This is a genomic window from Amycolatopsis sp. 505 (assembly GCF_031625235.1).
Lineage (GTDB): Bacteria > Actinomycetota > Actinomycetes > Mycobacteriales > Pseudonocardiaceae > Amycolatopsis.
This window is the reverse complement of the sequence record NZ_JACKQP010000003.1, coordinates 297,429-323,564: the sequence shown is the minus strand read 5'-3', so window position 1 is coordinate 323,564 and position 26,136 is coordinate 297,429. Positions and strand designations below refer to the sequence as shown.

The 26,136-nt window shown below is 73.3% G+C and carries 24 protein-coding genes and 1 pseudogene; 20 read left to right on the top strand and 5 right to left on the bottom strand.

Annotated elements, in window-relative coordinates:
• Positions 1-40 precede the first annotated feature (40 nt).
• From H5965_RS13055 to H5965_RS13035, 5 genes are all read left to right on the top strand, one after another.
• On the top strand, positions 41-400 hold the full coding sequence (locus H5965_RS13055) for a metalloregulator ArsR/SmtB family transcription factor (protein ID WP_310969925.1): 360 nt from the start codon (positions 41-43) through the stop codon (positions 398-400).
• Positions 397-879, top strand: a complete 483-nt coding sequence (locus tag H5965_RS13050) for an SRPBCC family protein (protein ID WP_310969924.1) — start codon at positions 397-399, stop codon at positions 877-879. Before H5965_RS13055 ends, H5965_RS13050 begins: the two co-directional genes overlap by 4 nt.
• A complete protein-coding gene (locus tag H5965_RS13045) occupies positions 876-1,427 on the top strand; it encodes a maleylpyruvate isomerase family mycothiol-dependent enzyme (protein WP_310969922.1) in 552 nt (183 codons plus the stop codon). Before H5965_RS13050 ends, H5965_RS13045 begins: the two co-directional genes overlap by 4 nt.
• A gap of 155 nt (positions 1,428-1,582) precedes the next feature.
• Positions 1,583-4,624: an MGH1-like glycoside hydrolase domain-containing protein gene (locus H5965_RS13040; RefSeq protein WP_310969921.1), complete on the top strand. Its 3,042-nt coding sequence runs from the start codon at positions 1,583-1,585 to the stop codon at positions 4,622-4,624.
• 109 nt (positions 4,625-4,733) lie between these two features.
• Positions 4,734-6,032, top strand: coding sequence for a cellulose binding domain-containing protein (locus tag H5965_RS13035; protein ID WP_310969920.1), 1,299 nt, complete (start codon positions 4,734-4,736; stop codon positions 6,030-6,032).
• Between the two features lie 3 nt (positions 6,033-6,035).
• Here H5965_RS13035 and H5965_RS13030 read toward each other — a convergent pair whose 3' ends face one another.
• Together H5965_RS13030 and H5965_RS13025 are read right to left on the bottom strand one after the other, a co-directional pair.
• Entirely contained in the window at positions 6,036-6,782 is a 747-nt protein-coding gene (locus H5965_RS13030) for an alpha/beta fold hydrolase (protein WP_310969919.1), read from the bottom strand.
• Positions 6,782-7,150 (bottom strand): DUF1330 domain-containing protein, encoded by a 369-nt coding sequence (locus tag H5965_RS13025; protein ID WP_310969918.1) that lies wholly within the window; start codon positions 7,148-7,150, stop codon positions 6,782-6,784. The genes H5965_RS13030 and H5965_RS13025 overlap by 1 nt, the downstream gene beginning before the upstream one ends.
• 72 nt (positions 7,151-7,222) lie before the next feature.
• Between H5965_RS13025 and H5965_RS13020 the strand changes: the two genes are divergently transcribed.
• The 6 genes from H5965_RS13020 to H5965_RS12995 all read left to right on the top strand — a co-directional run bounded on the left by H5965_RS13020 (position 7,223) and on the right by H5965_RS12995 (position 12,630).
• On the top strand, positions 7,223-7,813 hold the full coding sequence (locus H5965_RS13020) for a TetR/AcrR family transcriptional regulator (protein ID WP_310969917.1): 591 nt from the start codon (positions 7,223-7,225) through the stop codon (positions 7,811-7,813).
• A gap of 32 nt (positions 7,814-7,845) precedes the next feature.
• Entirely contained in the window at positions 7,846-8,844 is a 999-nt protein-coding gene (locus H5965_RS13015) for a LacI family DNA-binding transcriptional regulator (protein WP_310969916.1), read from the top strand.
• A 265-nt stretch (positions 8,845-9,109) separates the two neighbouring features.
• Positions 9,110-9,388: a hypothetical protein gene (locus H5965_RS13010; RefSeq protein WP_310969915.1), complete on the top strand. Its 279-nt coding sequence runs from the start codon at positions 9,110-9,112 to the stop codon at positions 9,386-9,388.
• Between the two features lie 100 nt (positions 9,389-9,488).
• On the top strand, positions 9,489-10,844 hold the full coding sequence (locus H5965_RS13005) for a sugar ABC transporter substrate-binding protein (protein ID WP_310969914.1): 1,356 nt from the start codon (positions 9,489-9,491) through the stop codon (positions 10,842-10,844).
• Positions 10,845-10,852: 8 nt separating this feature from the next.
• Positions 10,853-11,797, top strand: coding sequence for a sugar ABC transporter permease (locus H5965_RS13000; RefSeq protein WP_310969913.1), 945 nt, complete (start codon positions 10,853-10,855; stop codon positions 11,795-11,797).
• A 17-nt stretch (positions 11,798-11,814) separates the two neighbouring features.
• Complete coding sequence (locus H5965_RS12995; protein WP_310970583.1) at positions 11,815-12,630, top strand: carbohydrate ABC transporter permease; 816 nt, start codon at positions 11,815-11,817, stop codon at positions 12,628-12,630.
• Positions 12,631-12,659: 29 nt separating this feature from the next.
• On the opposite strand, the pseudogene H5965_RS12990 reads toward H5965_RS12995, so the two are convergent.
• The 3 genes and pseudogenes from H5965_RS12990 to H5965_RS12980 form a co-directional block, all read right to left on the bottom strand.
• Positions 12,660-13,304 (bottom strand): annotated as a pseudogene (locus H5965_RS12990) (ATP-binding protein); the annotation flags it as partial.
• 146 nt (positions 13,305-13,450) lie between these two features.
• Positions 13,451-14,455, bottom strand: a complete 1,005-nt coding sequence (locus H5965_RS12985) for a DUF5914 domain-containing protein (RefSeq protein ID WP_310969912.1) — start codon at positions 14,453-14,455, stop codon at positions 13,451-13,453.
• A 268-nt stretch (positions 14,456-14,723) separates the two neighbouring features.
• Positions 14,724-15,596 (bottom strand): MerR family transcriptional regulator, encoded by an 873-nt coding sequence (locus H5965_RS12980; protein WP_310969911.1) that lies wholly within the window; start codon positions 15,594-15,596, stop codon positions 14,724-14,726.
• Between the two features lie 291 nt (positions 15,597-15,887).
• On the opposite strand from H5965_RS12980, the gene H5965_RS12975 reads away from it, so the two are divergent.
• The 9 genes from H5965_RS12975 (at position 15,888) to H5965_RS12935 (ending at position 26,106) form a co-directional block, all read left to right on the top strand.
• A complete protein-coding gene (locus tag H5965_RS12975) occupies positions 15,888-16,961 on the top strand; it encodes a polyprenyl synthetase family protein (protein ID WP_310969910.1) in 1,074 nt (357 codons plus the stop codon).
• A complete protein-coding gene (gene crtI / locus H5965_RS12970) occupies positions 16,958-18,433 on the top strand; it encodes a phytoene desaturase family protein (protein ID WP_310969909.1) in 1,476 nt (491 codons plus the stop codon). The genes H5965_RS12975 and crtI overlap by 4 nt, the downstream gene beginning before the upstream one ends.
• The gene (locus H5965_RS12965) at positions 18,430-19,392 is read left to right on the top strand and encodes a phytoene/squalene synthase family protein (protein ID WP_310969908.1); all 963 of its coding nucleotides are present in this window, start codon (positions 18,430-18,432) and stop codon (positions 19,390-19,392) included. Before crtI ends, H5965_RS12965 begins: the two co-directional genes overlap by 4 nt.
• Before the next feature lies 1 nt (position 19,393).
• A complete protein-coding gene (locus H5965_RS12960; RefSeq protein ID WP_310969907.1) occupies positions 19,394-19,735 on the top strand; it encodes a lycopene cyclase domain-containing protein in 342 nt (113 codons plus the stop codon).
• Positions 19,732-20,052, top strand: a complete 321-nt coding sequence (locus tag H5965_RS12955) for a lycopene cyclase domain-containing protein (protein ID WP_310969906.1) — start codon at positions 19,732-19,734, stop codon at positions 20,050-20,052. The genes H5965_RS12960 and H5965_RS12955 overlap by 4 nt, the downstream gene beginning before the upstream one ends.
• On the top strand, positions 20,049-20,780 hold the full coding sequence (locus H5965_RS12950; RefSeq protein WP_310969905.1) for a class I SAM-dependent methyltransferase: 732 nt from the start codon (positions 20,049-20,051) through the stop codon (positions 20,778-20,780). The genes H5965_RS12955 and H5965_RS12950 overlap by 4 nt, the downstream gene beginning before the upstream one ends.
• Complete coding sequence (locus tag H5965_RS12945) at positions 20,777-22,312, top strand: NAD(P)/FAD-dependent oxidoreductase (RefSeq protein WP_310969904.1); 1,536 nt, start codon at positions 20,777-20,779, stop codon at positions 22,310-22,312. Before H5965_RS12950 ends, H5965_RS12945 begins: the two co-directional genes overlap by 4 nt.
• Positions 22,309-23,538, top strand: a complete 1,230-nt coding sequence (locus H5965_RS12940; protein ID WP_310969903.1) for an NAD(P)/FAD-dependent oxidoreductase — start codon at positions 22,309-22,311, stop codon at positions 23,536-23,538. The genes H5965_RS12945 and H5965_RS12940 overlap by 4 nt, the downstream gene beginning before the upstream one ends.
• A gap of 693 nt (positions 23,539-24,231) precedes the next feature.
• On the top strand, positions 24,232-26,106 hold the full coding sequence (locus H5965_RS12935; RefSeq protein ID WP_310969902.1) for a Calx-beta domain-containing protein: 1,875 nt from the start codon (positions 24,232-24,234) through the stop codon (positions 26,104-26,106).
• Positions 26,107-26,136 lie beyond the last annotated feature (30 nt).

The following is a 26,136-nucleotide window of genomic DNA, read 5'->3' as shown; positions in this document are numbered from 1 at the left end:
CTCTATGTTCATATTCAACCGAATAGTTGAGGAAGAACCGGTGGACGAAGACAGCGAGCGGCTCAACCGCGTGTTCGCGGCCCTGGCCGACCCGACGCGGCGCGACCTGGTGGCCCGGCTGGCCGCCGCGGACGCGACCGTGGGCGAGCTGGCCGAGCCGTACGAGATGAGCCTCCAGGCGGTCTCCAAGCACGTGAAGGTGCTGGAGGAAGCCGGGCTGGTCACGCGCAGCAAGGACGCCCAGCGCCGTCCGGTCCACCTGGACGCCGAGGTGTTCGACCTGATGACCAAGTGGATCGAGCGGTACCGGCGGCAGGCCGAGGAGCGCTACCGGCGCCTCGAAACGCTGCTGGGCCGCATGAGCGGCAGTGAAACCCGACCCCGTAAGGACGCGTCATGACCATGACGAAGCACGAAACCGAGATCCTGGCCGACGAGAAGGTCCCGACGATCCAGCTCGTCCGGGACTTCGACGCCGCACCCGAGCAGGTGTTCCGCGCCCACGTCGACCCCGAGCTGTACGCGCAGTGGGTCGGGCCGCACTCGGTCACCACGCGGATCACGCGGTGGGAGGCACGAACGGGCGGCGAGTGGGCCTTCGCCAACGACCGCGACGGCGAGGAGATCGCCGCGTTCCACGGCAGCTTCCACGAAGTGCGGCCGAACGAGCGGATCGTGTGGACGTTCACCTACGACGGCGAGCCCGACGGCGTCGCGCTGGAAACGCTGACCCTGGAGGAGATCGACGGCGGCCGCACCCGGCTGCGGGTGCTCAGCGTGGTGCCGGACTTCGCCACCCGCGACGGCATGCTGGCCAGCGGCATGGACGTCGGGGTCACCGAGGGCTACGCCAAGCTCGACGCATTGCTCGCGCGATGACCCCGGCCCGGCAGCACGCCTCCGAAGCCGCCCGGTTCACCGAGCTGGTCGAGTCGGCTTCGGCCGGCGACTGGGCCCGCCCGGCACCGGTGGCGGGGTGGACCGCGCTCGACGTCGTCCGGCACCTGGTCGAGTGGCCGCGCGACTTCCTCCGCGGCGCGGGCATCGAATTGCCCGCGCTGTCGGTCGACACCGACCCGGCCGGGGCGTGGAAGCAGCACGTCGCCGACATCCAGGCCATCCTCGACGATCCCGCCGGACGGGTGCTCAGCAACCCGCACACCGGCGACCGGCCGGTGGACGAGGCGATCGACCAGTTCTACACCGGCGACGTCTGGATGCATTCCTGGGATCTCGCCAAGGCTCTCGGCCGCGAGCCCGACCTCGGTGAACAGCGCTGCGCGGAGGCGCTGACGGCGATGCGGCCGATGGAGCAGGTGCTGCGCGACAGCGGCCAGTTCGGCCCGGCGGTGCCCGTGGACGACAGCGCTTCGGCACAGGACAAGCTGATGGGCTTCCTCGGGCGCGACCCCGCCTGGCACGCCTGAGCCGCTCCGGCCGGCGGGACACCGGTTGCGCGTCCGACGCGGCGCAGCAGCGGACGACCCCTCGGATACAACGTTGTAAATATGTATTTACAACGTTGTATCCGACCGGCTACCGTTCCTCTGCCCGGTCCCCGAGGAGCACGAGGAGCGTCGGCATGCGCTCGGTTCGCCGTCTGTTCACGGTCTTGACCACCACGCTCGTCACCTTGTCGGCCGCCGTGCTCCCCGCGGCGGCCGTCCCCGCCGTCCCCGCCGGCCCGCCGCCGGCGTACCCGGTCGTCGGCCCCGGGACGCATCTCCTCGACCACGCGGCGAAGCTTGCCGGTCTGGGCGACCCCGCGTGGTACGAGGCCAACATCCCGTTCGTCGACCTGCCCGACAAGGCGATCGAGGACACGTACTACTACCGGTGGCGGACGTTCAAGGAGGCCCTCAAGTACACCGGGCCCGACGACGGCTGGATCGTCTCCGAGTTCCTCGGCCCGGTCGGCTACTCCGCCCCCGGCGGCGGGATCGACGCCGCCGCCGGGCACCACCTCTACGAGGGACGGTGGCTGCGGGACCCCCGCTACCTCGACGACTACGTCGACTACTGGCTGCGCGGCAGCGGCGCGGGCCCCAAGCCGGCGACCGACGGCCTCAACGAGAACACCACCGATTGGGCCCACGAATACTCCTTCTGGGCGGCCGACGCCGTGCTCGCGCGGGCGTCCGTCGACGGCCGGTGGGACTTCGCCGTCGACCGGCTCCCCGAACTGCAACGGCAGTGGGCCGCCTGGGCGCCGCAGTTCGACCCGCAGCTCGGCCTCTACTGGCAGGTTCCGGTGTGGGACGCCATGGAGTACACCGCGAGTTCCTATCAGAGCCCGGATCCCTACCACGGCGGAGCCGGCTTCCGCCCGACGCTCAACGCCTACCAGTACGGCGACGCGCGCGCCATCGCCGATCTGCTGCGCCGGCGCGGCGCACCCGGCGACCGGCAGCTCGCCGCCCGCTACGACCGGGACGCCCGGTCCCTGCAGGCGAACCAGGACCGCGTCCTGTGGGACGGTGGCGCGCAGTTCTACAAGCACGTGATGCGGGACGGCAACCCCGCCCGCACCAAGCTCGCCGACCGGGAAGAGATCGGGTTCGTGCCCTGGTACTTCCACATGGCACCGGCCGGCGCCGCCGCCGCGTGGGCGCAGCTGACCGATCCGGCCGGGTTCGCCGCCCCCTTCGGGCCCACCACGGTCGAGCGGCGCAGCCCGTGGTTCATGCACGACGCCCTCGCCGGGTGCTGCCGCTGGTCGGGGCCGAGCTGGCCCTACGCCACCAGCCAGACGCTGACCGGGCTGGCGAACCTGCTCACCGACTATCCCCCGCAGCCGTACGTGTCCACTCAGGACTACTACGCCCTGCTGCGCGAGTACGCCCTGACCCAGCGCAAGAACGGCGTGCCCTACGTCGCCGAAGCGCACCACCCCGACGAGGACCGCTGGCTTTACGACTCCCGCGGGCACAGCGAGGACTACAACCACTCGACGTTCGACGACCTCGTGCTGTCCGGGCTGCTCGGCATCCGGCCCCAGCAGGGTGACCACGTACGGCTCGCCCCGCTCGTTCCGTCCACTTGGGACCACTTCGCGGTGGAGAACGTGCCCTACCACGGCCGCAACCTGACCGTGGCCTGGGACCGCGACGGTCACGTCTACCGGCAGGGCGCCGGGTTGAGCGTCTGGCTGGACGGCAAGCTCGTGCACCGCCAGGCCGGGCTGACCGCGGTCGACGTGCCGGTGCGCCCCGGGAAGGCGGCCGTGGCCGGTCACCTCGTCGACGACCTGGCGAACATCGACCGCACCGGCTACCCGGCGGCGTCGGCGTCCTACACCTGGCCGGCCGACAGCCCGGCGAACGCGATCGACGGCCAGGACTTCGACCTCGACGTCCCGTCGACGCGCTGGACGAGCTACGGCAGCCCGAACCGCCAGGACTGGCTGGCCGTCGACCTCGGCGCGGCCACCGACGTCTCCGACGTCCGGATCTCCTTCTACGACGACGGCGGCGGCGTCCGCACGCCGGACACGTTCGCGCTCCAGTACCGCACCGCCGACGGGTCGTGGGCCGACCTCCCCGCGCAGCACCGGGATCCCGCGACGCCGGTGCGAGGCCGGCCGAACCGCGTCGTCGTCCAGCCGCCGGTCCGCACCGACGGGCTCCGGGTCGTGGCGTCCAGAGTGGACGGAGGCGCGGTCGGCATCACGGCGGTGCAGTCGTGGCGCGCCGAAGACGAGCGGCTCGCCGTCCGGCTGCCGGACGAACCGCCGCGGCTGCGGCCCGGGCAGACGGCCGAAATCACCGGTTCGGTCCGCAGCGCGCAGCCGATGACCGTGCGGCCCGCGCTCACGGTGCCGCGCGGCTGGACGGCCCAGCCGCTCGGGCCGGCCGGCGACCTCCGGCTCACGCCGGGCCGAGCCGTCCCGCTGCGGTGGCGGGTGACCGCCCCCGCCGACGCGCCGGTCGGCACCCGGGCGCCGGTGCGGCTGCTGGTCGCCCCGCTCGACCACGGCGTCCCGGCCCGCAGCACCGCGGACCTCGTGCGGGCGGAGGTCGTGTTCGACCCGGCCGATTTCGCCACACCGGTGTGGGACGACGACTTCACCGGAGACCGGTTGAACGACTACCGGATCGGCGCGCGGTTCGGGGAGCCGCCGCCCTCGCTGAGCCAGGCGGACGGCGCCCTGATCGCAACGGCGAGCCGGCAGTCGGCCGCCGTGCTCGTGGCGCCGGTGGCCGCCCCGGCCGGCGACTTCGCGGTGCTCCTGGAACCGCGTTCTTTCGCCGGGAGCGCTCCGGAGGACAGCGTGCTCCTCGGCCGCGCCGCCGGGCCGGACGAGCTGGCCTTGGCCTGGTACAACCACCACTTCGGCACGTCCGGCGCGGACGTGCGGGCCGACGGGCGCGACTACGGCGACGACGTGACCGGCGGGTGCTGCGCCGCGGTCGAGTGGTCGCCGGGCGACCGGTTCGCGGTCGTGTCCGACCACCGCGGCGGGCTGACGAGCTGGCTGGGCCACCAGGGCCGGTGGCAGCTGCTGAGGACGATCCCGGCGGGTCCGGTCGTCGCTCCCGGCTGGTCGCCCGCGATCGGGCTCCGGCTGACCTCGGGCCGGCTGGCCCTCGAGCGCCTGACCGTCGTGGCGCGCGGCTCGGCGTGAGGGGCGATTGACAAACGATCGGTGCGCGGGGGACTCTGGGAGCGCTTCCAGACGACGCCGCCGGGGCCGCTTCCGCCTGCCGCGGTACCGACAGGCGGAAGGAGAATCCATGGGGTCCGTCTCCCGCCGGCCGGGCGTGCTGGCCGTGATCGCCATGCTCGTCGTAGGTGTTTCCGTGTTGTGGCCGTGGAATTCGGGCGCCGCGCCGGTCGCGCCCACAACGGGCAACGCGACCCACTTCGACGCGCTCGGCGCCCCCTACGGCGGTTGCGGCCTTCCGCAGGACATGCTCGATTCGCCGGATTTCGTCGCTCTCAACGTCTACAACACCCCCGGCGACTACAGCTTCTACCCCCGGCCGATCCCGCCGGCGCAGGCCGCGAAGATCGGGCTGTGGGACAACGGTCGCAACTGCGGGCGGTTCGTGCAGGTCACCATCGGCGAATACTGCACCGGCGTCAACGACGGCGCGCCGGGACAGCCGTTCTGCCGCAACGGGTCCTGGGTGACCGACGGGTACGCCGGCGCCCAGCTGACCATGGTCGTGGCCGACAGCTGCGGCGACTCGAACGCCTGGTGCCGCGACGATCCCGGGCACCTCGACCTGTCGACCGCGTCGCTCAACCGGTTCGTGAAGAACGGCGTGCCGGTCGGCGACATGAACCCGGGGCACTGGAACAACCGCCGGGTTTCCTGGTCCTACGTGCCCGCCCCGAACTACACCGGCGACCTGAAGCTCGGTTTCCTCCAAGGGGCGCAACGGTATTGGACGGCCATCGCGGTGTCGCACCTGCCCAACGGCGTCCACGGCGTGGAGTTCCTCGGCGCGGACGGCACCTGGCAGCAGGCGCAGCCGGACAGCGACCTCGGGCAGGCCTTCCTCATCGGCCCGACCGCCACGGCCGGCACCGCGTACGCGATCCGCGTCCGGGACGCGAGCGACGCGCTCGTCAACGACGGCCGCGTCTACCGTTTCACGCTGCCGGACCAGTGCCTTTCCGGCTGCGCGGCGGCCTACACCGGCATCAGCTACACGACCGGGACCAGCACCCCGACCACGACGCCGACCACCCCGACCACTCCGACGACGTCCACCACCCCGGCCGGGGCGTCGTGCACCGCGACCTCGGCGGTCACCTCCTCGTGGAACGGCGGGCACCAGCTGGAGTTCACCGTGAAGAACACCGGCTCGGCCGCGCTGGCCGGGTGGACGACGGCGTTCTCCTTCGCGGGCAGTCAGCAGGTGACCAACTCGTGGAACGCTGTGCCGACGCAGACCGGCCAGGAGGTGCGGGCGGCCAACCAGACCTACAACGGGACGCTGGCTCCCGGCGCGACGACGACGTGGGGTGCAGTCGTGACCGGCACGTCCCAGCCGCTGGCCGGGCTGGCCTGCACCGCCCGCTGATCCTCAGCCGGCGCTCGCCCAGAATCCGGTCAGCACCGCGGCGGCGCGGGCCGGTTCGTGAGTCATCCACCAGTGCCCCAGGCCGTCGAGGACGGCGACCCGGGCCCCGGCGCGGGCGGCGGCCCGGCGGCGTTGCTCCTCGGTGCCGACGACGTGGTCGGCCGTGGCCAGGATGGCGAGACCCGGCCGGGCCGCCGCGCGTTCCAGCGGCAAGCCGAGGCCGGGCGCACCGGCCGCGGCGGCGGACCGGTACAGGGTGAGCACCGCGCGGCCCATCGCCTCGTTCTGCCCCGCCGCGACGCGGGCCGCGACCGCCCGGCCCATCCCGCGTGCCACCAGCACCGCGGCGCGCTCTTCGGGCGCGGCACCGAACCGCGCCGCGACATCGGCCTCGCCGACGCCCGGGGTCTGCCAGCGGCGGGCGAGTTCGTGCCATTCGTAGTCCGGGTCGAAGCTTCCGAGGGTGTCACTGACCCAGCTGCGGACCAGGTGCGGGTGGCTCAGCACGACGTTGAGGACGTGAGTGCCCCCGAAGTCGTGGCCCACCAGGTCCACCGGCTCGCCGAAAGCCGCCAGTTCGACGGCCAGCCAGTCCCGGTAGCCGGCCGGGGTGGCTTCGAACCCGGCGGGCAGGGGCGCGCCGAAGCCGGGCGGCGACAGGCAGACCACGTCCGGGCGGGCGAGCTCCGCCAGCAGCGGGTCCCAGACCGCCGCCGTCTCGGGGTTGCCGTGGACGAACACCGCGGGCATCAGGCCACCACCGGCGTCGTCGGCTGCAGGACCGATTCCACCAGCGCCTCGGTGCGCAGGTGGGTGATCGCCTGGTACTCGGGGTCGCGGACCATGGCCGCGAAGGTCTGCCGGTCCGGGTAGCGGACGAGCACCACCATGTCCCACGCCTGCCCGTCCTCGGCGACCAGCGCCGGCCCGCCGGTACCCAGGTACTCCACCTTCAGGCCGTAGCGGGCGTTGAGTTCGCGGCGGAGGGCTTCGGCGTAGCGCTGGTAGCTTTCGCGGCCGCCGTCCGGGCGGAACCGCAGCAGGTTCAGCATCACGACCGGGCCGCCGGGGTCGTCGGCGAGCAGGGCGTCGAGGGCACGTTCTTCGATTTCGATCATCAGGACCTCCTGGACCGGCACTCTACACATACTTGTTGGTCAACACGCAAGTTACTTTGCTAGACTCCGATCATGCGCCGCACCCAGCAGGAACGCCGTGACCAGGCCGAAGCCGCGTTGCTGACCGCCGCCGCCGAACTCGTCGTCGAGCAGGGCGTGCGGTCACTGACGCTCGCCCGCGTCGGGGAGCGGGCCGGGTACAGCCGCGGCATCGTCACCCACCACTTCGGCGGGAAGCAGGCACTGGTCGAGCGGCTGGCGCGGGCCACGCAGGCCGGGTTCGTCCCGGGGCTCGAGGACGTCCCGCCCGGCCTCGACCGCCTGCTGCGGCTGATCGACGGCTACCTCGGCGAGCTCAGCCGGATCGGCGTGTTCCACCAGGCTTTCCTGCTGCTGTGGGCGGAAGCCGCCACCCAGCCGGAGCTGGCCCCGATCTTCCGCGAGCGGGACGCCGCCTTCCGCGCCGACCTGCGCGAAGACGTCGAAGCCGGCCTCGCGGACGGCAGCATCGACGCGGGCGCCGGGGCCGACGAGGTCGCGACCGCCGTCGTCGGGCAGCTGCGCGGGATCGCGTTGCAGCGGCTGCTCGATCCGGGCAGCGTCGACACCGAGGCGCTGCGCCGGAGCGTCACCGGCCAGTGGCGCCGCGCCCTGACCCCTTAGGCTCGGCGTCTTACGCGGAGGGAGGTGACGGCGTGACCGAACGCGGGCGGCTGCCACGCGTCAAGCGCGTGACGATCGAGGACGTGGCCCGGGAGGCCGGCGTCGGGCGGCAGACGGTTTCGCGGGCGCTGCGCGACCTGCCGGAGATCGCCCCGGACACCCGCGAGCGCGTGCTGGCGGCGGCGACCCGGCTGGGCTACCGGCCGAGCGCGCTGGCGAAGGGCATGCGCACCCAGCGGTCGGACGTCATCGCGCTGATCGTCTCCGACATCGCGAACCCGTTCTACCCGGCGGTGGCGCGCGGGGTGTACGACGCGGCGGAGGCGGCCGGGTGCAGCGTCGTGCTGTACAACACCGACGCCGACCCGGGCCGGGAACGCGACGCCATCGAGGACGCGCTGGCCCGGTCCGCGCGCGGAGTCGTCGGGTTCTTCTACGGCATGCCCGACGACGTCCTCGCCGACTACGCGCGCTCGGTCCCGCTGGTGGTCGCCGACCGCGAGCTGCCGTCGGAGGTGGCGGCATCGGTGAGCAACGACTTCGCGACCGGCACCGCGGCGGCCGTGGAGCTGCTCGCCCGCAGGCCGGACGCGTGCCTGGGCATGCTGGACAGTTCGGTCGGCGTCGCGGTCGACGAGCGGCGGCTGGCCTTCGTGACGGCGTGCGCGGCGCTGGGCTTCGGCGACGTCTCGGCCCGGATCGTCCAGGGACCGCCGACCATCCCCGGCGGCACGGAAGCGGCCCGCGAGCTGCTCTCGGCGTGGCCCGAGGTCAACGGGATCTTCGCGTTCAACGACCTGATGGGCATCGGGGCGGTCCAGGCGGTGCTCGCGCGCGGCGGGGCGGTGCCGCGGGACTGCGCGGTGGTCGGCTTCGACGACCTGGAGATGTCGGCGTACCTCAACCCGCCGCTGAGCACGGTCCGGATCGACAAGTACGACCACGGCCAGGCCCTGGTCCGGGCGCTGCTGGCGGACACCGCCGACCGGATCTCGCTGCCGGTTTCGTTGATCACCCGCGCGACCGCCTGAATCGAATCCTCCGGAAGACGCCCTTGACGGGGTAGCTCCGAGGTGCGCATACTCCCCGGGTGCCACGGCCGGGAACATTCCCGGGAACGTTCCCGAGCGAGTGGCGGAAGGAGGTGGCGGCATGGACGCAGGCTCGCCGAGAACGGCCGGGTCGGGCTGGCTTCGCAGGTCACGCCGGTTCATGCGCCGCTCCGACGGTTCCGTGGTGGGCTGGTGGGTGAGGGGTTGCCCGCGCCGGGCGCGGGTCGCTTGGTGCGGTGGGCGGTTGCCTGAGGTCCTGCCTGCCTGGGCGCACCTCGACCGGCACCGCGGCGGCGAACTGCCGCGCGAAGCTCGCTTCGCCCGGCAGCACCTCGACCCGCCCGGCGAGCCGCTGCCCCAAGCCCTCCCCGCCCGAGCACACCTCGACCCGCCCGGCGAGCGGCTGCCCGAAGCCCTCCCCGCCCCGCCGCAACGCAACCCGCGCGCCGGCGGCGAGCAGCCACCCGAAAGCCCGCCCGAACCGCCGCGCACCCCCGCGCCCCGATCCACAGTGGACCCCTGACCCGCAACCGCGACCCCCCTGCCCCAACCGTTCCCGAGGCCCGGCCCCACTGCGCCGAGCCTCGGCCGAAGCCGCCGCCACCCCGAAAGGACCGAACGCAATGGTGCGTACTTCTCCCCCGACGAAACGGCTTCGCCGGCTGGGCGCCGCCGCGGCCGCTGCCGTGCTCGCGCTCGTCACCGCCGGCTGCGGGAATGCCGACTCCGCCGCCCCGGCCGCCGGTGCCGCTTGTGCTGTCTCCGGGGGCAAGGTCGAACTCTCGTTCTGGTCCTGGCTGCCCGGCATCGACCAGGCCGTCGCCTTGTGGAACCAGGGGCATCCCGACATCCACGTCACCGTCGAGCAGACGCCCCAGGGCAACCAGGGCACCTACAACAAGATGTTCACCGCCCTCAAGGCGAACCAGGCGCCGGACCTCGGGCAGGTCGAGTTCGACTCGCTGCCCGGCTTCCGCGTCCAGCAGGGCCTTCGGGACATCTCCGCCTGCCCCGGCGTCGCGGACGCCAAGTCGAAGTTCGTCGACTGGACCTGGGCGCAGGCCTCGGTCGGCGGTGACGGCGTCTTCGCCATCCCGCAGGACACCGGGCCGATGGGCCTGTTCTACCGCAAGGACCTCTTCGAAAAGTACAACGTGCCGGTGCCGACGACCTGGGACGAGTACGCCCAGGCCGCGAAGACCCTGCACGCCGCCGACCCGAACCTCACGATCACGCACTTCCCGCAGAAGGACGTCAACTGGTTCGCCGGGCTCGTCTGGCAGGCCGGCGGGCACTGGTTCACCCAGGACGGCCGGCAGTGGAAGGTGAACCTGACCGACCCCGCGTCCACCAAGGTCGCCGACTACTGGCAGAACCTGCTCTCCCAAGGCCTCGTCTCGAACTACCAGGGCTTCTCCGAATCCTGGAACAAGGCGCTCGACTCCGGGCAGATCGCCACCTGGACCGGGGCCGTCTGGGGCGTCGGCACGATCGCGAAGGCCGCGCCCTCCACCGCCGGGAAGTGGGCCGTGGCGCCGCTGCCGCAGTGGACCAAGGGTGCGCAGCGCTCCGGCAACTGGGGTGGCTCGACCACCGCGGTCTTCGCCGGCACCAAGCACCCGGCCGAAGCCGCGCAGTTCGCCCTGTGGCTCAACAGCGACCCGCAGGCCCTGGCCATCCTGACCGCCCAGGGCGGGATCTACCCGGCGACCACCGAAGCCCAGGCCGGTGCGAAAGCCTCGCCCGAGAACACGCAGTTCTTCGGCGGCCAGGACGTCGACGCGGTCTTCCGCGAGGCGGGCAAGGGCGTCAGCCAGGACTTCACCTGGGGACCGTCGATGGAGCAGACCTACGCCCACGTCCGTGACGGGTTCGGCGCCGCGCTCGCCGGCAACGGCACGCTCGGCAAGGCGCTCACCGAGGCCGGCGCCGCGACGATCACCGACCTGCAACGCCAGTCCATCCCCGTGGCGAAGTAAGGACGACGATGGTTGTCGCAGCGTCCCAGACCGTCGCCGGCGTGGCGCCCCGCCCCAGGGTGGCGCGCCGGCGACGGGCGAACGGCAGCGCCCGCGCCGCGTGGCTGCTGCTCGCCCCGTTCCTGATCGGCTTCGCGGTGTTCTACGTGGCCCCGATCGTGGTGGCCCTGGTGAAGAGCTTCACCGCCGTCACCCGGACGTCGACCTACGGCCGTCCCGTCGAGGTGTTCGCCGGCCTGGGCAACTACACCGCGGCCCTCGGCGACACCGGGTTCACCGGCTCGGTCGGGCGGGTCCTGCTGTTCGGGGTGATCCAGATCCCGGTCATGCTCGGCCTCGCGCTGGTCCTGGCGCTCGCCCTGGACTCGGCGGTGGTGCGGCTGCGGCGGTTCTTCCGGCTCGCGTTCTTCCTGCCGTACGCGGTGCCCGGCGTGATCGCCGCGGTCATGTGGGGCTTCTTCTACGCCCCCAACCTCTCGCCGGTCAACCAGCTGCTCGACCCGCTCGGGATCCACCCGGACCTGTTGTCCGGCAACGTGATCCTGTACTCGATCGCGAACATCGTCACCTGGACGTTCACCGGGTACAACATGCTGATCCTCTACTCGTCGCTGCAGGCGATCCCGCCCCAGCTCTACGAAGCGGCCCGGCTCGACGGCGCGTCCGGCTGGACGATCGCCTGGCGGATCAAGGTGCCGATCATCGCGCCGTCGCTGGTGCTGACCGGGGTGTTCTCCATCATCGGCACGTTCCAGCTGTTCACCGAACCCCAGGTGATGGCCGGGGTTTCCAGCGCGGTCTCGTCGTCCTACACGCCGTCGATGGCCGCCTACGCCCAGATCTCCGCCCAGAATCACGGCCTCGGCGCCGCGATGAGCGTGCTCGTCACGCTGCTGATCGCGGTCCTGTCGTGGCTGTTCTTCCGGATCACCCGCGCGAGGGCCGCCCTGTGACCACCCGTTCCTCCGCCGTGGTGACCACGGCGATGTTCGTCGCCGCGGTCTACTTCCTGCTGCCGGTGGTCTGGCTGGCGATCTCCGCGACGAAGTCCGCGTCCGATCTGTCGACGACGTTCGGCCTCTGGTTCTCCGGCAACCACCTCGGGGAGAACCTGCGCGACACCGTGACCTTCGGCGATGGCCTCTACCTGCGGTGGCTCGCCAACAGCGCGCTGTACTCCGTGGTGGGGGCGGCGGCGGCCACGCTGCTGTCGGCGATGGCCGGCTACGCCCTCGCCAAGTTCACCTTCCGCGGGCGCTCGCTGACGTTTTCCACCATCCTGGCCGGCGTGCTGGTCCCGCCGACCGCGCTCGCGGTGCCGCTGTTCCTGATGCTGGCCGGCGCCGGGATGACGAACACGGTGTGGTCGGTGCTGCTGCCGAGCATGATCAGCCCGTTCGGGGTCTACCTGGCCCGTGTCTACGCGGCGGCGTCGGTCCCGGACGAGATCCTCGAAGCCGGTCGCATCGACGGCGCGGGCGACGTGCGCATGTTCTACACCGTGAGCCTGCGCCTGATGGCCCCGGCGCTGATCACCATCTTCCTGTTCCAGTTCGTCGCGATCTGGAACAACTTCCTGCTCCCCCTGGTGATGCTGACCAGCGACCGGCTCTACCCGGTGACGCTCGGGCTGTACACGCTGAACACCCAGATCACCCGGGATCCGGACCTGAAGGCGATCGTGGTCACCGGCTCGCTGCTGTCGATCATCCCGCTGATCCTGGCTTTCCTGGCGCTGCAACGCTTCTGGCGGACCGGGCTGGCGGCCGGGGCGGTCAAGGACTGACCGCCCCGCGCCGGGCGGACACCGGCAGCCAGGTGCAGGCCCAGGCCGGTGCCGTGGCCGATGTCCTTCGTCGTGAAGAACGGCTGGAACGGCCTCGGCAGCAGGTCTGCCGGGATGCCCGGGCCGCGGTCGCGGACCTCGACGACCGCGCAGGGACCCTCCTGGCGGGTCACCAGCCGCAGTTCGCCGTGGCCGCGAGGTCGGAACAGGCGGCCGCGGAGGCGCGACCAGGGCGCTGATCGCCCGGCCGGCCGCCTGCGCGTCCGCCCGCCTCCGGGCGGACCGCCGCGGCCAGCCCCGCGGCGGTGACCGCGGCGCGCACTGGAGGGCCAGGTCGAGGGCGACCTCCAGACCGAGTTCCCGGGCCCGCGCGACGAAGGCGCACCAGGAGGTCCCGGTTGCGCAACGCGGTGGCGGCGTCGAGCAGCGCCTCCCGCTCGGCGCGGCGGTCGGGCCGGTAGGCGACGCGTTCGAGCAACCGCGCGCCGATCTCGAAGTCGTTGGCCAGCGGTCCACGGCTCGCTCCAGGCGCCGATCCGGAAGGTCCGGACCCCGGGTTCGTCGGGGACGACGATCGCCGCGAAGCCGTCGCCGCCGTCGGGCTCCAGCCGGGTCCGCCGGGTGGAGCCGTCCGCCCACACGGTGGCCGACACCCGCACGGCCTCGCCGACCACGGCCTTGGCCGGATGTTCCGCCGTCCCCACCGTGGTGCGGACGTCCTCGATCACGGATGCGCCCGACCACCGCGCTCACCTCCCGCGCGGCCAAGGGAAAACCCGGGTCGGCTCCGGAAACTCGACGCAGTCGGCGCAGGGGCGGATCAGGGCGCGCGCAGGGCGTACCGGCGTTCCGCATAGGCCAGGTCGTCGCGCCACAGGCGGGCGGCGGCCCGGCGCATGAGGGGACGCAAAACCGGCGCAAACCGTGCAGCGTGGGCGAAACCCGGCCGTTCGGACGCCGCGATCGTCGCCTCGATCACGGCCGTTTCCGGGCGGCCGTCCGGGCCGGGACCGAGCGGGGTGGCGTGCGTTTCCACGACGCTGCCGACCCCCTCACCGTCCACAATGGTCATCAGCACGGTGCGCGGGCCCGGGCAGGTGAACTCGGCGACCACCGGGACACCGATCTTGCCGGCCAGGCGGAACGTCACCTCGACGACGAACCGGTCGTCCTCCTCGGCGACGTCGACACCCTGCGGGGCGGACAGCACGCGCAGCCGCGCGAACGAGTACGGGTGGAACCACGCGCCGTGCCACGGGTCGAGGCGGTTGGCCACGACGTCTTCGGGCTCGCAGACGCCGGTGAGCGTGGCGACGGCGTCCACCGTCGTCCCGTCCGGACGGACCGGCACCGGCGGGCGCTCGGTGGGCTCCTCGCCGCCGATCCGGTCGAGCCGGACCCACGCGAGCACGCCGTCGTCGAAGGCGGGGAGGGCCGTCCACCCGGGACGGTCCGCGCCGACGCGCAGGCCGTGCCAGCGGCAGACCAGCTCACCGCAGTGCACCCGCGCCTGCTCCAGCGGGGCGCCGAGGTGGGGGCAGGCGCCGGGGCCGACGAGCAGGCCGCCGTCGGGCCCGCGCCAGGCGACCAGTTCGCGGCCGGCCACCCGCACCCCGAACGGCCGGTCGGCGCGTACCTCGCGGGCGGCCGCGAAGACGAACCAGTTGCCGGACGGCCGCGTGCCGGCCCGCTTGACGGCGGCTTCGATCAGCGCGGGACTGCACTCCCGGTAGGTGGGTTCCTGCCGCGCCCAGGCCGGTTCCCGGAACGGCCGCACCGGCCACCGCGCCGGCCAGCGCTCGATCACCTGCCGCTTGAAGTCCACCTGACACACTCCCACCCGAACACGACCGGCCGAGAAGACCGGCTCGCGAGCCATCCTCAGCCATGTGAAGCGATTGCGCAACGCTTCCGGGCCGGGGCTGGCGTCCCGGCGCGACGCTTCACGCGCAAGCGGGACAAGGCCGCGCAGCTCACGTGTACCCGCGAGGTCGCGAATGACTCATTCGGGGCGTCGGAGGTCCCGAATGAGTCATTCGCGACCTCCGAGGAGCGCCGGAACTCGCGCACCCGGCCACCACGCCGAGCCGGCGCTAAGCCTTCAGCCGCTCCGCCGCCACCTCGATCGCCCCGGCCAGATCGTTCACCCACACGACGTCCCGGCCGGCGAGGTTCTCCCACCCCGGCCCCGCCAGCACCACGCCGACCCCGCGGCCGCGCAGCCGGCGGACCAGGGCGTCGTCGATCGTGCCCGCCGACATCGACCACAGGAACACCGCCGCCGGGTCGAGTTTGGCCGTGATGGCCGCCGTCGTCTCGGCCGGGACCAGCTGGCCGAGGTACACCGCCGGGATGCCGATCTCCACCAAAGCCGCCCGCAGGACCTCCATCGGCAGGCTGTGCCGCTCGTCCGGGCAGCACGCGAGGACCACCGCCCGGCCGGGCGGGATGTTCGCGAACCGGGCGCTGTAGCGCTGGAGCGCCAGCGAGATCTCGCCGGTCAGCGCCCATTCGGACTCGAAGCAGACGTCGCCGCGCAGCCAGCGGCCGCCCAGGTGCGTCAGCACCGGCACGAGCACGTCCGTCCAGGCTCGCGAGGGGCCCAGCGCGTCGAGCAGCTCGTCCAGCAACGCCGCCAGCGCCGCGAAATCAAGCCCCTCCGCGGCGCCCTCCAGCTCCTCGATGCGGCGGCCGGCCGGGACGTCCGGCAGCGCGTCGGGCAGACCCGAAAAGACCGCCGCGGCGGCCTCGCGGGCGCGCAGGCCCCGGTCGATGAGCCGCTGCATGTGCTGCAGGCGGCGGACGTCGGCGTCGGAGTAGCGCCGGTGGCGCCCGTCGTCGCGAAGCGAGGGACCCACCCCGTAGCGCGCCGCCCAGGTGCGCAGCGTCACCGGCGAGACGCCGAGCAGTTCGGCGACCTTGCCGGGCGTCCACGAACCCCGGCCACCCACCGCCTCGACGTCCATCGACACCACGTCCTGCCAGCCGAACCCCCCGGATCGAAGTTTATCCGGCGCGCATCCGGCGACACCCGGGGTGGAGACCCGGGCGCCGCCGGATGCCGGACCCGCGCCGAGGGGAGGCGGCGGGCCCGGCGGGGCGGCGCGTGGCAACACCACCCCGTCCACAGGAAAGTCGCTTCGATGCGGCAGCGATCGGTTCGGGTCACCGCCGCGTTTTCATCCGTTCAAGTGGACAAGCTACACCCCATATGCAACGGTTGCGAATCGAATAGCCTGAACGTGGGAGGGCGGCGGATGACCGCGACGATGACGCCGGCCGACCGGCTGGACGCCTGGGGCCGGCGTTGCCTGGCCGAGGCGCACGGGTTCGTGACCGAACGGGCGGCCGAGCACTTCGCCGGGCGCAGCGAGGGGGCGCTCGCGGAAACGGCGGTGCCCGAGTTCGTCGCGGGCGGGAAGTGCCTCCGGCCGCTGTTCGCCTACGTCGGCTGGCGGTGCGGGCAGCCGGACTCCGACGCCGCCATCCGGGCGGCCGCGGCACTCGAGCTGCTGCACTGCTTCGCCCTGGTCCAGGACGACGTGATGGACGGTTCCGAACTGCGCCGGGGCCGGCCCGCCCTGCACGTCCGGTTCGCCCGGTGGCACCAGGAGCAGGGCTGGGCCGGCTCGGCCACCCGGTTCGGCGAATCGGCCGCGACGCTGTTCGGCGACCTCTTCCTGGTCTGGTCGGAGCAGCTGCTGCGCGAAAGCGGGCTGGACCCCGCGCGGCTGGCCCGGGCCTGGCCGCACTACGACGCGATGCGGGCCGAACTGGCCGTCGGCCAGCTCGCCGACCTGGTCAACGACGCCCGGGCGCTGCCCAGCTGGGACACCCTGCTCGACGTCCTGCGCCGCAAGTCCGGCAACTACACCGTGCAGCGGCCGCTGGAGTTCGGCGCGGCGCTGGCCGGCTGCGGCCCGGAGCTGACCGCCGGGCTGTCGGAGTTCGGCGGCCTGGTCGGCGAGGCGTTCCAGCTGCGTGACGACCTGCTGGGCGTGTTCGGCGAGCCGGCCGTCACCGGCAAGCCCGCCGGGCAGGACCTGCGCGACCGCAAGGCCTCCAGCGTCGTCGTGCTCGCCGCGGCGATGGCCGGACGGCGCCGCCAGGCCGAACTCGCCGAGCTGCTCGACCTCCCGGTGATCGACGACGAAGCGGTCGAGCGCTGGCGGGACCTGATCGTGGCCACCGGCGCCCGGGACCGCCTGGGCGAGCTGATCCGGGAACGAGCCGACAAGGCCCTGGTCGCGATCGACCCCGCGGTGGTTCCGGAGCCGGCCGCCGACCTGCTCGCCGCGCTCGCGATCCGCTGCACGGACCGCGTCCGATGAAGACCGTGCCCGGACCGGCGGACCGCGTCGTCGTCGTGGGGGCCGGGCTGGCCGGCCTGGCCGCGGCCCTGCACCTGGCCGGACGCGGCCGCGAGGTCACCGTCCTCGAGCGCGACCCGGGCCCGGGCGGCCGCGCGGGCCGCGTCGAGCGCGACGGCTACCTGCTCGACACCGGCCCGACCGTGCTGACCATGCCGTCGATCCTGCGGGACACCTTCGCCGCGGTCGGCGCCCAGCTCACCGAGGAACTGCCGCTGACCCGCCTCGACCCGGCGTACGTGGCGCAGTTCGCCGACGGCAGCACGCTGCCCGTGCACTCCGACGCGGACGCGATGACCGAGGCCGTCCGCGAGTTCGCCGGCCCGGCCGAAGCCGCGGGCTACACCCGCCTGCGCGCCTGGCTGACGAAGCTGTACCGCGCGGAGTTCGGCCGGTTCGTCGACGCGAACATCGACTCCCCGCTCGGCATGCTCCGCCCGGAACTGGCCCGGCTGGTGGCCCTGGGCGGGTTCGGGCGGCTGGACGGCCGGGTCGGGCAGTTCCTCTCCGACGAACGGCTCAAGCGCGTGTTCACTTTCCAGGCGCTCTACGCGGGCGAGTCCCCGATGCGGGCCTTGGCGCTGTACGCGGTGATCTCGTACATGGACACCGTCGGCGGGGTGTACTTCCCCACCGGCGGGATCGCCGCCCTCCCGCGGGCGCTGGCCCGGGTCGCGGCCGACGCCGGGGTCAAGTTCGAGTACGGCGACGCCGTGGCCGAGCTCGAACGCCGGGGCCGCCGCGTCACCGCCGTCCGGACCGCCTCCGGGACCCGGTACCCCTGCGACGCCGTCATCCTCACCACCGAGCTGCCCGAGAGCTACCGGCTGCTCGGACGGCACCCGCGGCGGCCGGTGCCGCTGCGGGCCGCGCCGTCGGCGCTCGTGGTGCACGCCGGCGGCCCCTCGGCGCACCCGGACGTCGCCCACCACACGATCTCCTTCGGGCACGGGTGGCGGTCGACGTTCGACGAGCTGATCACGCAGGGACGGCGGATGAGCGATCCGTCGCTGCTGATCACCCGGCCGACCGCGTCCGATCCGGGGCTCGCGCCACCCGGACGTCAGCTCTACTCCGTGCTCGCGCCGGTGCCCAACCTCGACCGCGGCCAGGCGGACTGGGCGGCCGGGAGCGGCGCCTACGCCGAGGAGGTCCTCGACGTCGCCCGGGCCCGGTTGCTGCCCGGCTTCGAACCGGAGTTCACGTACGTGCTCGGCCCGGCCGAGTGGGCGGACCGCGGGCTGGTCGCCGGGACGCCGTTCAGCTACGCGCACTCCTTCGCCCAGACCGGCCCGTTCCGGCCGCGGAACCTCCCGCGCGGGACGGACAACGCCGTGCTGGCCGGCGGCGCCACCGTGCCCGGCGTCGGGGTGCCGACCGTGCTCATCTCCGGCAGACTGGCCGCCGACCGGATCACCGGAGGGACCCGATGACCCGACGTGAACTCGACGCCGCCGGCATCCGCGCACCGGGCCTGCGCTCGGCCTACACGTGGTGCCGCGAACTCAACGCCCGGCACGGCCGCACGTACTTCCTCGCGACGCGGCTGCTGACCCCGGCCCAGCGGCCGGCGATCCACGCGCTCTACGGCTTCGCCCGCTGGCTCGACGACATCGTCGACGAGCCGGCCGCGGACGCCACCCCCGCCTCGCTCGACACCCGCCTGCGGGAGGTCGAAAAGCGCTTCCTCGCCGACCTCGACGCCGGCGCGAGCGACGACCCGCTGCTCACCGCGGTGATCGACACGGCGGCCCGGTACACCCTCGCCAAGGCGTACTTCGAGGCGTTCTTCACCTCGATGCGGATGGACCTCACCGTCGCCGGCTACGCCACCCGCGCCCAGCTCGACACCTACGTGCACGGCTCGGCCGAGGTGATCGGGCTGCAGGTGCTGCCGGTGCTCGGCACCGTCGCCCCGCGCGAAGAAGCCGAGCCGCGGGCCGCCGCGCTCGGGAAAGCCTTCCAGCTCACCAACTTCCTGCGCGACGTCGCCGAGGACCTGGAGCGCGGCCGCGTCTACCTGCCGGCCGACGAACTGGCCGCGGACGGCGTCGACCGCGACCGGCTGACGTGGTGCGCCCGGCAGGGGCGGGCCGACCGGCCGGTCCGGACCGCGATCCGGAACCAGATCGCCGTCACGCGCGAGGTGTACGCCCAGGCGCGGCCCGGGATCGCCATGCTGCACCCGGTTTCCCGCCCGTGCGTGGCCACGGCCGCGACCCTGTACGGCCGGATCCTCGACCGCATCGAGGCCGCCGGCCACGACGTCTTCGCCGGGCGCGCGGCGGTGTCCCGGGGGCAGCGGCTGCTGGTCGCGTGCGGGGCGGTCGCGCGGACGCAGTGGGCGCGGGTCCGGCACCCGGCGCCGGCGCTCCCGGTGGCGGTGGGCTGAGGTGGGCCAGCTCGAATACCTCGTCGTGCTGGCGGCGTGCGTCCTGGTGACGCTGCCGCTGGAGCTCGCCGGAGCGCGCGTGTACCGGCAGCCGCGCCGGCTGGTCCGCACGGTGCTGCCGGTGGCGCTGGTGTTCCTCGTCTGGGACGCGCTGGCGATCGCGGGCCGCGTCTGGGACTACGCGCCGGGCCGCGTCACCGGGATCCGCGCGCCGTTCGCCGTGCCGCTGGAGGAGGTCCTGTTCTTCGTGGTGATCCCGATCTGCGGGCTGCTGACCTACGAGGCCGTCCAGCTCACCACCGTGTTCGTGCGGCGGCTCGCGAAGAAGGAGGCACGCCGGTGATCCCCTGGGGCTACACCGTGCCCGCGGTCGCCGCGGTGGCCGTCGTCGTGCTGCTCGAGGTCTTCGTGCTGCGCACGGGCCTGTTCCGCCGTCCGGCCTACTGGATCGCGATGGCCATCGTGACCGCCTTCCAGATCCCGGTGGACGGCTGGCTGACCAAGCTGTCCGACCCGATCGTCCGCTATTCCCCCGAGCACATCACCGGCTGGCGCTTCCCCTGGGACATCCCGGTCGAGGACTTCCTCTTCGGCTTCGCGCTGGTGACCGCGGTGCTGCTGGTGTGGGAACGAACCGGCCCCCGCGAGGAGCGCGCATGAACCAGATGGCCAAGGACGGCCTCCCCCGCGGCGCGGTGCCGTCGGCCTTCGACACCGAAGCGCGGTGGTACGACCGGCTGGTCGGCGCCAATCCCGGCTACCACGAACACCTCCGGCTCTCGGCGCGGCGGCTGGAGCTGCCCCGGGCCGGGGCCGGCCTGCGGCTGCTGGACGCCGGCTGCGGCACCGGCGCGTCGACGGCCGCGCTGCGGTCGATCGCACCCGGAGCGGAGATCACCGCGTTCGACGCCTCCGGGGAAATGCTCGCGCGCGCCGAAGCCAAGCCCTGGCCCGGCAACGTCACCTTCGTGCACACGTCGGTCGAGGAACTCGCCGGGATCTCCGGCCCGTTCGACGCGATCCTGGCGGCGTACCTGCTGCGCAACCTCAGCGATCCGACCGCCCAGCTGCGGCGGCTGCGCGGGTTGCTGCGTCCCGGCGGCCGCATCGCGATCCACGAGTACTCGGTTCGCGACTCCCGGCGCGCCCGGTGGGTGTGGAACGCGGTCTGCGCGGGCGTGATCATCCCGCTCGGGAAGGCCACCACCGGGGACGCGACCCTCTACCGCCACCTGCGCCGCAGCGTCCTCGAGTTCGACGGGATCGCCGCGCTGGCCGGCCGGCTCACCGACGCCGGCTTCACCGATGTCCGCACCGGCACGATGCCGGGCTGGCAGCACGGCATCGTGCACACCGTCCTCGGCACCAACCCGCAGGAGCACCCGTGATCCCCGGCACCGACCGCCGCATCGAGACCCGGCCGGCGCCGCCCGGCCTGCCCGACGCCGGGCGGCTCGGCCGGCGCCCGACCGCGGCGGTCGTCGGCGGCGGCATCGCGGGCCTCACCGCGGCCACCGGGCTGGCCGAGCGGGGCGTCGCGGTGACGCTCTTCGAGCGTGACACCCACCTCGGCGGGCGCGTCGGCGGCTGGGCGGACCGGCTGCCGGACGGCACCGGCGTCACCATGAGCCGGGGCTTCCACGCCTTCTTCCGCCAGTACTACAACCTGCGGGCGCTGCTCATGCGCACCGATCCCGGGCTCGACCGGCTGGCCCCGCTGGCCGACTACCCGCTGCTGGACGCCCAAGGCCGCACGGACACCTTCGCGGGGCTCCCCCGGACGCCGCCGTGGAACGCGCTGGCGTTCGCCTGGCGCAGCCCGACGTTCACCCCGCGCGACCTCGTGCGTCTCAACGGCCGCAACGCCCTGCCGCTGGCCACGGTGAGCGTCCCGGAGACCTACCACCGGCTCGACGACATCGACGCCGCGAGCTTCCTCGACGCGATCAACTTCCCCGAAGCGGCCAAGCACCTGGCGTTCGAGGTGTTCTCGCGCAGCTTCTTCGCCGATCCGCGCGAGCTGTCCGCGGCGGAGCTGGCGACCATGTTCCACCTGTACTTCCTGGGCTCCAGCGAAGGTCTGGTGTTCGACGTGCCGACCGAGCCGTTCCCGCAGGCGCTGTGGGATCCCCTGGCCGGCTACCTGGCCGACCGCGGGGTGACGATCCGGACCGGCACACCGGTGGCGTCCCTCGAACGCACGTCCGACGGCTTCGCCGTCACGACGGCCGAGGACACCGCGCAGTTCGACAGCGTCGTGCTCGCGTCTTCGGTGCGCGGGCTGCAGGCGATCGTCGGCTCGTCGCCCACGGTGGGGACACCGGAGTGGCGGGCGGCCGTGGCCGGGTTGCGCACGGCACCGCCGTTCCTCGTCCGCCGGCTCTGGCTCGACCGGCCCGTCGACGCGGCCCGGCCGCCCTTCCTGGGCACCGGGAGCGTGCCGCCGCTGGACAACATCAGCCTGCTGGACCGGTACGAGGGCGAAGCCCGCCGCTGGGCGGCGCGCACCGGTGGCTCGGTCGTGGAGCTGCACGCGTACGCGGCCGCGACCGACGACCGCGAGACGCTGGTGAAGGCCGTGGACGACCGGCTGCACGCGATCTACCCCGAGACGCTGGGTGCGGGGGTGACGGCGTCGATCTCGCTGTGGCGCGAGGATTGCCCGCTGTTCGGCCTGGGCGACTTCGCGCACCGCCCGACGGTCTCGACCCCGGACCCGGCGCTGGTCCTGGCCGGCGACGGCGTGCGGATCGACCTGCCGGTGGCGCTGATGGAACGCGCGGCGACGACCGGCTGGGCCGCGGCCACCACGCTGCTGCAGGGCTGGGGGCTCGCCGGGCACCCGCTGCGGTCGGTGCCCAACCGCGGCCGGATCGGCGTGCTCAACCGGCTCGCCGCGACGAAGTTCTTCAGCCGATGACCGCCGTCATCGTCGGCGCAGGGCTCGCCGGGCTGGCCGCCGCCGTCACCCTGCACCGGGCCGGCGTGCCGTGCACGGTCCTGGAGGCCTCGGACGACGTCGGCGGCCGGGTCCGTACCGACGTCGTCGACGGCTTCCGGCTGGACCGCGGCTTCCAGATCCTCAACCCGGCCTATCCCGCGATCCGGCGCCTGGTCGACGTCGACGCCCTGCAGCTCGGCCGGTTCTGGCGCGCGGTCCGGGTGTCCGACGACGACCGCCTCTCCCTGCTCGGCCACCCTCTCGACACGCCGAAGGCGTTGCGCGACATCGCGGCCCGGCGTTATCTGTCGGCCAAGGACCTGGCGGCGCTCGGCGCGCTGTCGGCCCGCGTCGCCGCGGGACCGGCCCAGGCGATCATCGACCGCGACGACCGCACGACGCTCGCCGAGCTGCGGCACGCGGGGGTGTCCGCGCGAGCGGTGGAGACGGTGTTCCGGCCGTTCCTCTCGGGCGTGTTCCTGGAGGGCGAGCTGGCCACGTCGGCCCGGTTCTTCCAGCTGGTGTGGCGCAGTTTCCTGCGCTCGGCCCCGTCGCTGCCGGCGCTGGGCATGGGCGAGCTCCCGAGACAGCTGGCCCGCGGCCTGCCGACATCGGCCGTCCACCTGGAGACACCGGTCGAGGAGATCGGTCCGGGCGAGGTCCGCACGGCCGACGGCACGCGCTGGCCGGCCCGTGCGGTCGTCGTCGCGACGGACGGCTCCACGGCCGCACGGCTCGCCGGAGTGGCGGAGCCGCGCTGGAACAGCGGGACGACGTGGTACTTCGCACCCCCGCGGTCCCCGTTGCGCGAGCCGGTGATCGTGATCGACGCGCGCGGCGGGCCGGTGGTCAACACGAGCGTGGTCAGCGAGGTGTGCCCGACGTACGCACCGCCGGGGACGGCCCTGGTGAGCGCGTCGGCGTTGACGACCCTGCCGGAGGGCGAGGTCCGGCGGGCACTGGGCCGGATGTACCGCACGGACGCGACGCGCTGGCCACTGGTGGCCCGCTACGAGATCGCCCACGGCCTGCCGTCGATGCCCCCGCCACACGCCCTCCGGCGCGATGTCCGGCTGGGCGACGGGATGTACGTGTGTGGGGATCATCGGGACACGAGCTCGCTGCAGGGGGCGCTGGCATCCGGCACCCGGGCGGCGCGGGCGGTGCTCGCCGACCTCGGCCAGGCGGCGCGTCCGGGCCGCTGAGCCGCGCCTCGCACGGCCGCTGGCGCGAGATTACTGCCCGAACCGCGCCGGGTCCGGGGCGGTGATCCCGGGACACGAAACCCGCCCCGCGCCAGCCCTGCCCTCCGGCACCCGGGCAGCGCGCGGTGCTGGCCGACACCGGCCAACCGGCGCGCGCGGGTGCTCGCCGACACCGGCCAACCGGCGCACGCGGCGCTCGCCAACCTCGGCCGGCCGGCGCATCCAGGCCGCTGAACCCGCCGCACGAGCGCTACCGGTCGGCCGGTCCGGCGTAAGGCCGTCCGGAGCACCCCGGGCCGGAGGTCGCGAATGACCCATTGCGGACCTCAGGCGTCGCGAATGAGTCATTCGCGACCCCGGGGATCCCCCGGCCGGGCGCCAGAAGCAGCGCTGCGCGTTACGACATTCGGGCGGAAATTCGCTCCCCGCGCTGCGAAAACCGCCGCGAGGCCCAAGATCACCCGGTACCGGCCGTGCCAGAGCGTCGCTGAATCGAGTGAACCCCGCACCACGGCATTCGGTGCCCCGGCTCATCCGAACCATGGTTTCCGTAGCCCGGAACCGCACCCGTACCCCGTTGAGCGCCTTGACATGCGGCGCTCCGAGTGACGCTTTCCCGGCCTGCTAACGAAATCCCGCGCTTTCCGTCTTCCCGAGGCAACCCGCAGCAATCCGGCCTTCGGAAGGGAAGTCATGTCGCGGAGATCCTTGTTCGTCGCATTGACCACGGTCAGTGCCTTGCTCACCCCGGCCGCCGTCGCGGCCGCGGCGCCGCCGGGTGTGGATCCGGCCACCGTCGATCTCACGCTCTCCGCCGGGCAGAGCACCACCGTCACCAAGCACGTCACCACCTCCGCCGTCCCCCCGAACCCCGACCTCGTGCTGCTCGCCGACACGACCGGCAGCATGGCCGGCGCCATCGACAACGTCCGCACGAACGCCGGTGCCATCACCGGGGACGTGCTCGCCGCGCAGCCCACCGCCCAGTTCGGCGTCGCCGAGTACAAGGACTTCACCGACTCCGTGCCCTTCAAGGTCAACCAGGGCATCACCGCCAACACCGCCGCCGTGCAGGCCGGCATCGACCAGTGGTCGGCCAGTGGCGGTGGCGACCTGCCCGAAGCCGACCTCAACGCGCTCTTCGAACTGGCCAGCGGCGCGGTCACCTTCCGCCCGGACGGCACCCGCATCATCGCCTGGTTCGGCGACGCGCCGTCGCACGATCCCAGCGGCGGGCCCACCCTCGCCCAGACCATCGACGCGCTCAAGGCGGCGAAGATCCGGGTCGTCGCGGTCAACGTCGGCGCGCTGGACGCCGACGGCCAGGCGAGCGCCATCGCCACGGCCACCGGCGGCGTGCTGCTGAACAACGTGCCGTCGAACCAGGTGTCGCAGGCCATCCTCGACGGCATCAAGTCCATCGAGGTCACGGTCACCCCGAAGGTCACCAGCTGCGACCCGCAGCTGACGCTCACCAACGCCCCGGCGAGCGTCAAGGTGCCCAGCGGGGACGTCGCGACGTTCACCGAGACCGTCGCCGCCAAGGCCGACGCCGTGCCCGGCACCTACCACTGCACGGTCGACTACCAGGTCGACGGCGTGTCCCGCGGGTACGTCGAGACGACGACCGTGCGGGTGCTCGGCCTGAGCATCAACGACGTCACGGTGAACGAGGGCTCCGGCGGCGCGCCGGTGCCGGCCACCTTCACCGTGTCGCTGCTCGGGGGCGCCAGCCCGAACCCGGTGTCGGTGCACTACGCCACCGCGAACGGCACGGCGACCGCTCCGGCGGACTACCAGGCGGCGAGCGGTGACGTGACCTTCGCGCCCGGCGAGACGACCAAGCCGGTGACCGTCCTGGTCAACCCGGACACCGTCGACGAGCCGGACGAGACGTTCACCGTCACCCTGTCCGCGCCTTCGGGCGCCGGGCTGGTCGACCCGACCGGCGTCGGCACGATCGTCGACGACGACCGCGACGGCGTCTTCTCCTGCACCGGCACCGCCGCGAACGTCATCGGCATCACCGCGGCCGTGGCGAACCCGGCGAACCTGCCCTGCGCCGACGACAGCAAGACCGTCCTCGACGCGACCCTCAACGCCGGCCTGATCAAGGTGCAGACGCACGCGCTGACCTCGTCGACCGACCTGGCCCCCGACAACCAGTCGGCGGCTCCGGCGGCCGGTGACCACGCGCAGGCGTCGGCCAAGATCGACAAGACGGTGATCAGCACGGTCGGGCTGACCATCGAGCTGGGCGTGATCCAGTCCCAGGCGGCGGCGACCTGCCAGCCGGCCCCGGGCGGGCTCGCCCCGGTGCTGACCGGCAGCTCGAACGTCGCGTCGCTGAAGATCAACGGCGTGTCGGTCACGGTGGGCTCGGCGCCGCTGACCATCGCGCTGGTCATCGGCTCGCTGAAGCTGAACGGCCAGACCATCGCGAACGGCGTCGTGAAGCAGCAGGCCGTCGCGCTGGAGACCCCGCTGGCGAAGATCGTGCTCGCGGAGTCCCAGGCCGACGTGCACGGCACCGCCGCGCACCCGGCGGGCAACCCCTGCAAGCGTTGATCCGGTGAACCACCCGGGGCGGGCGGCTGC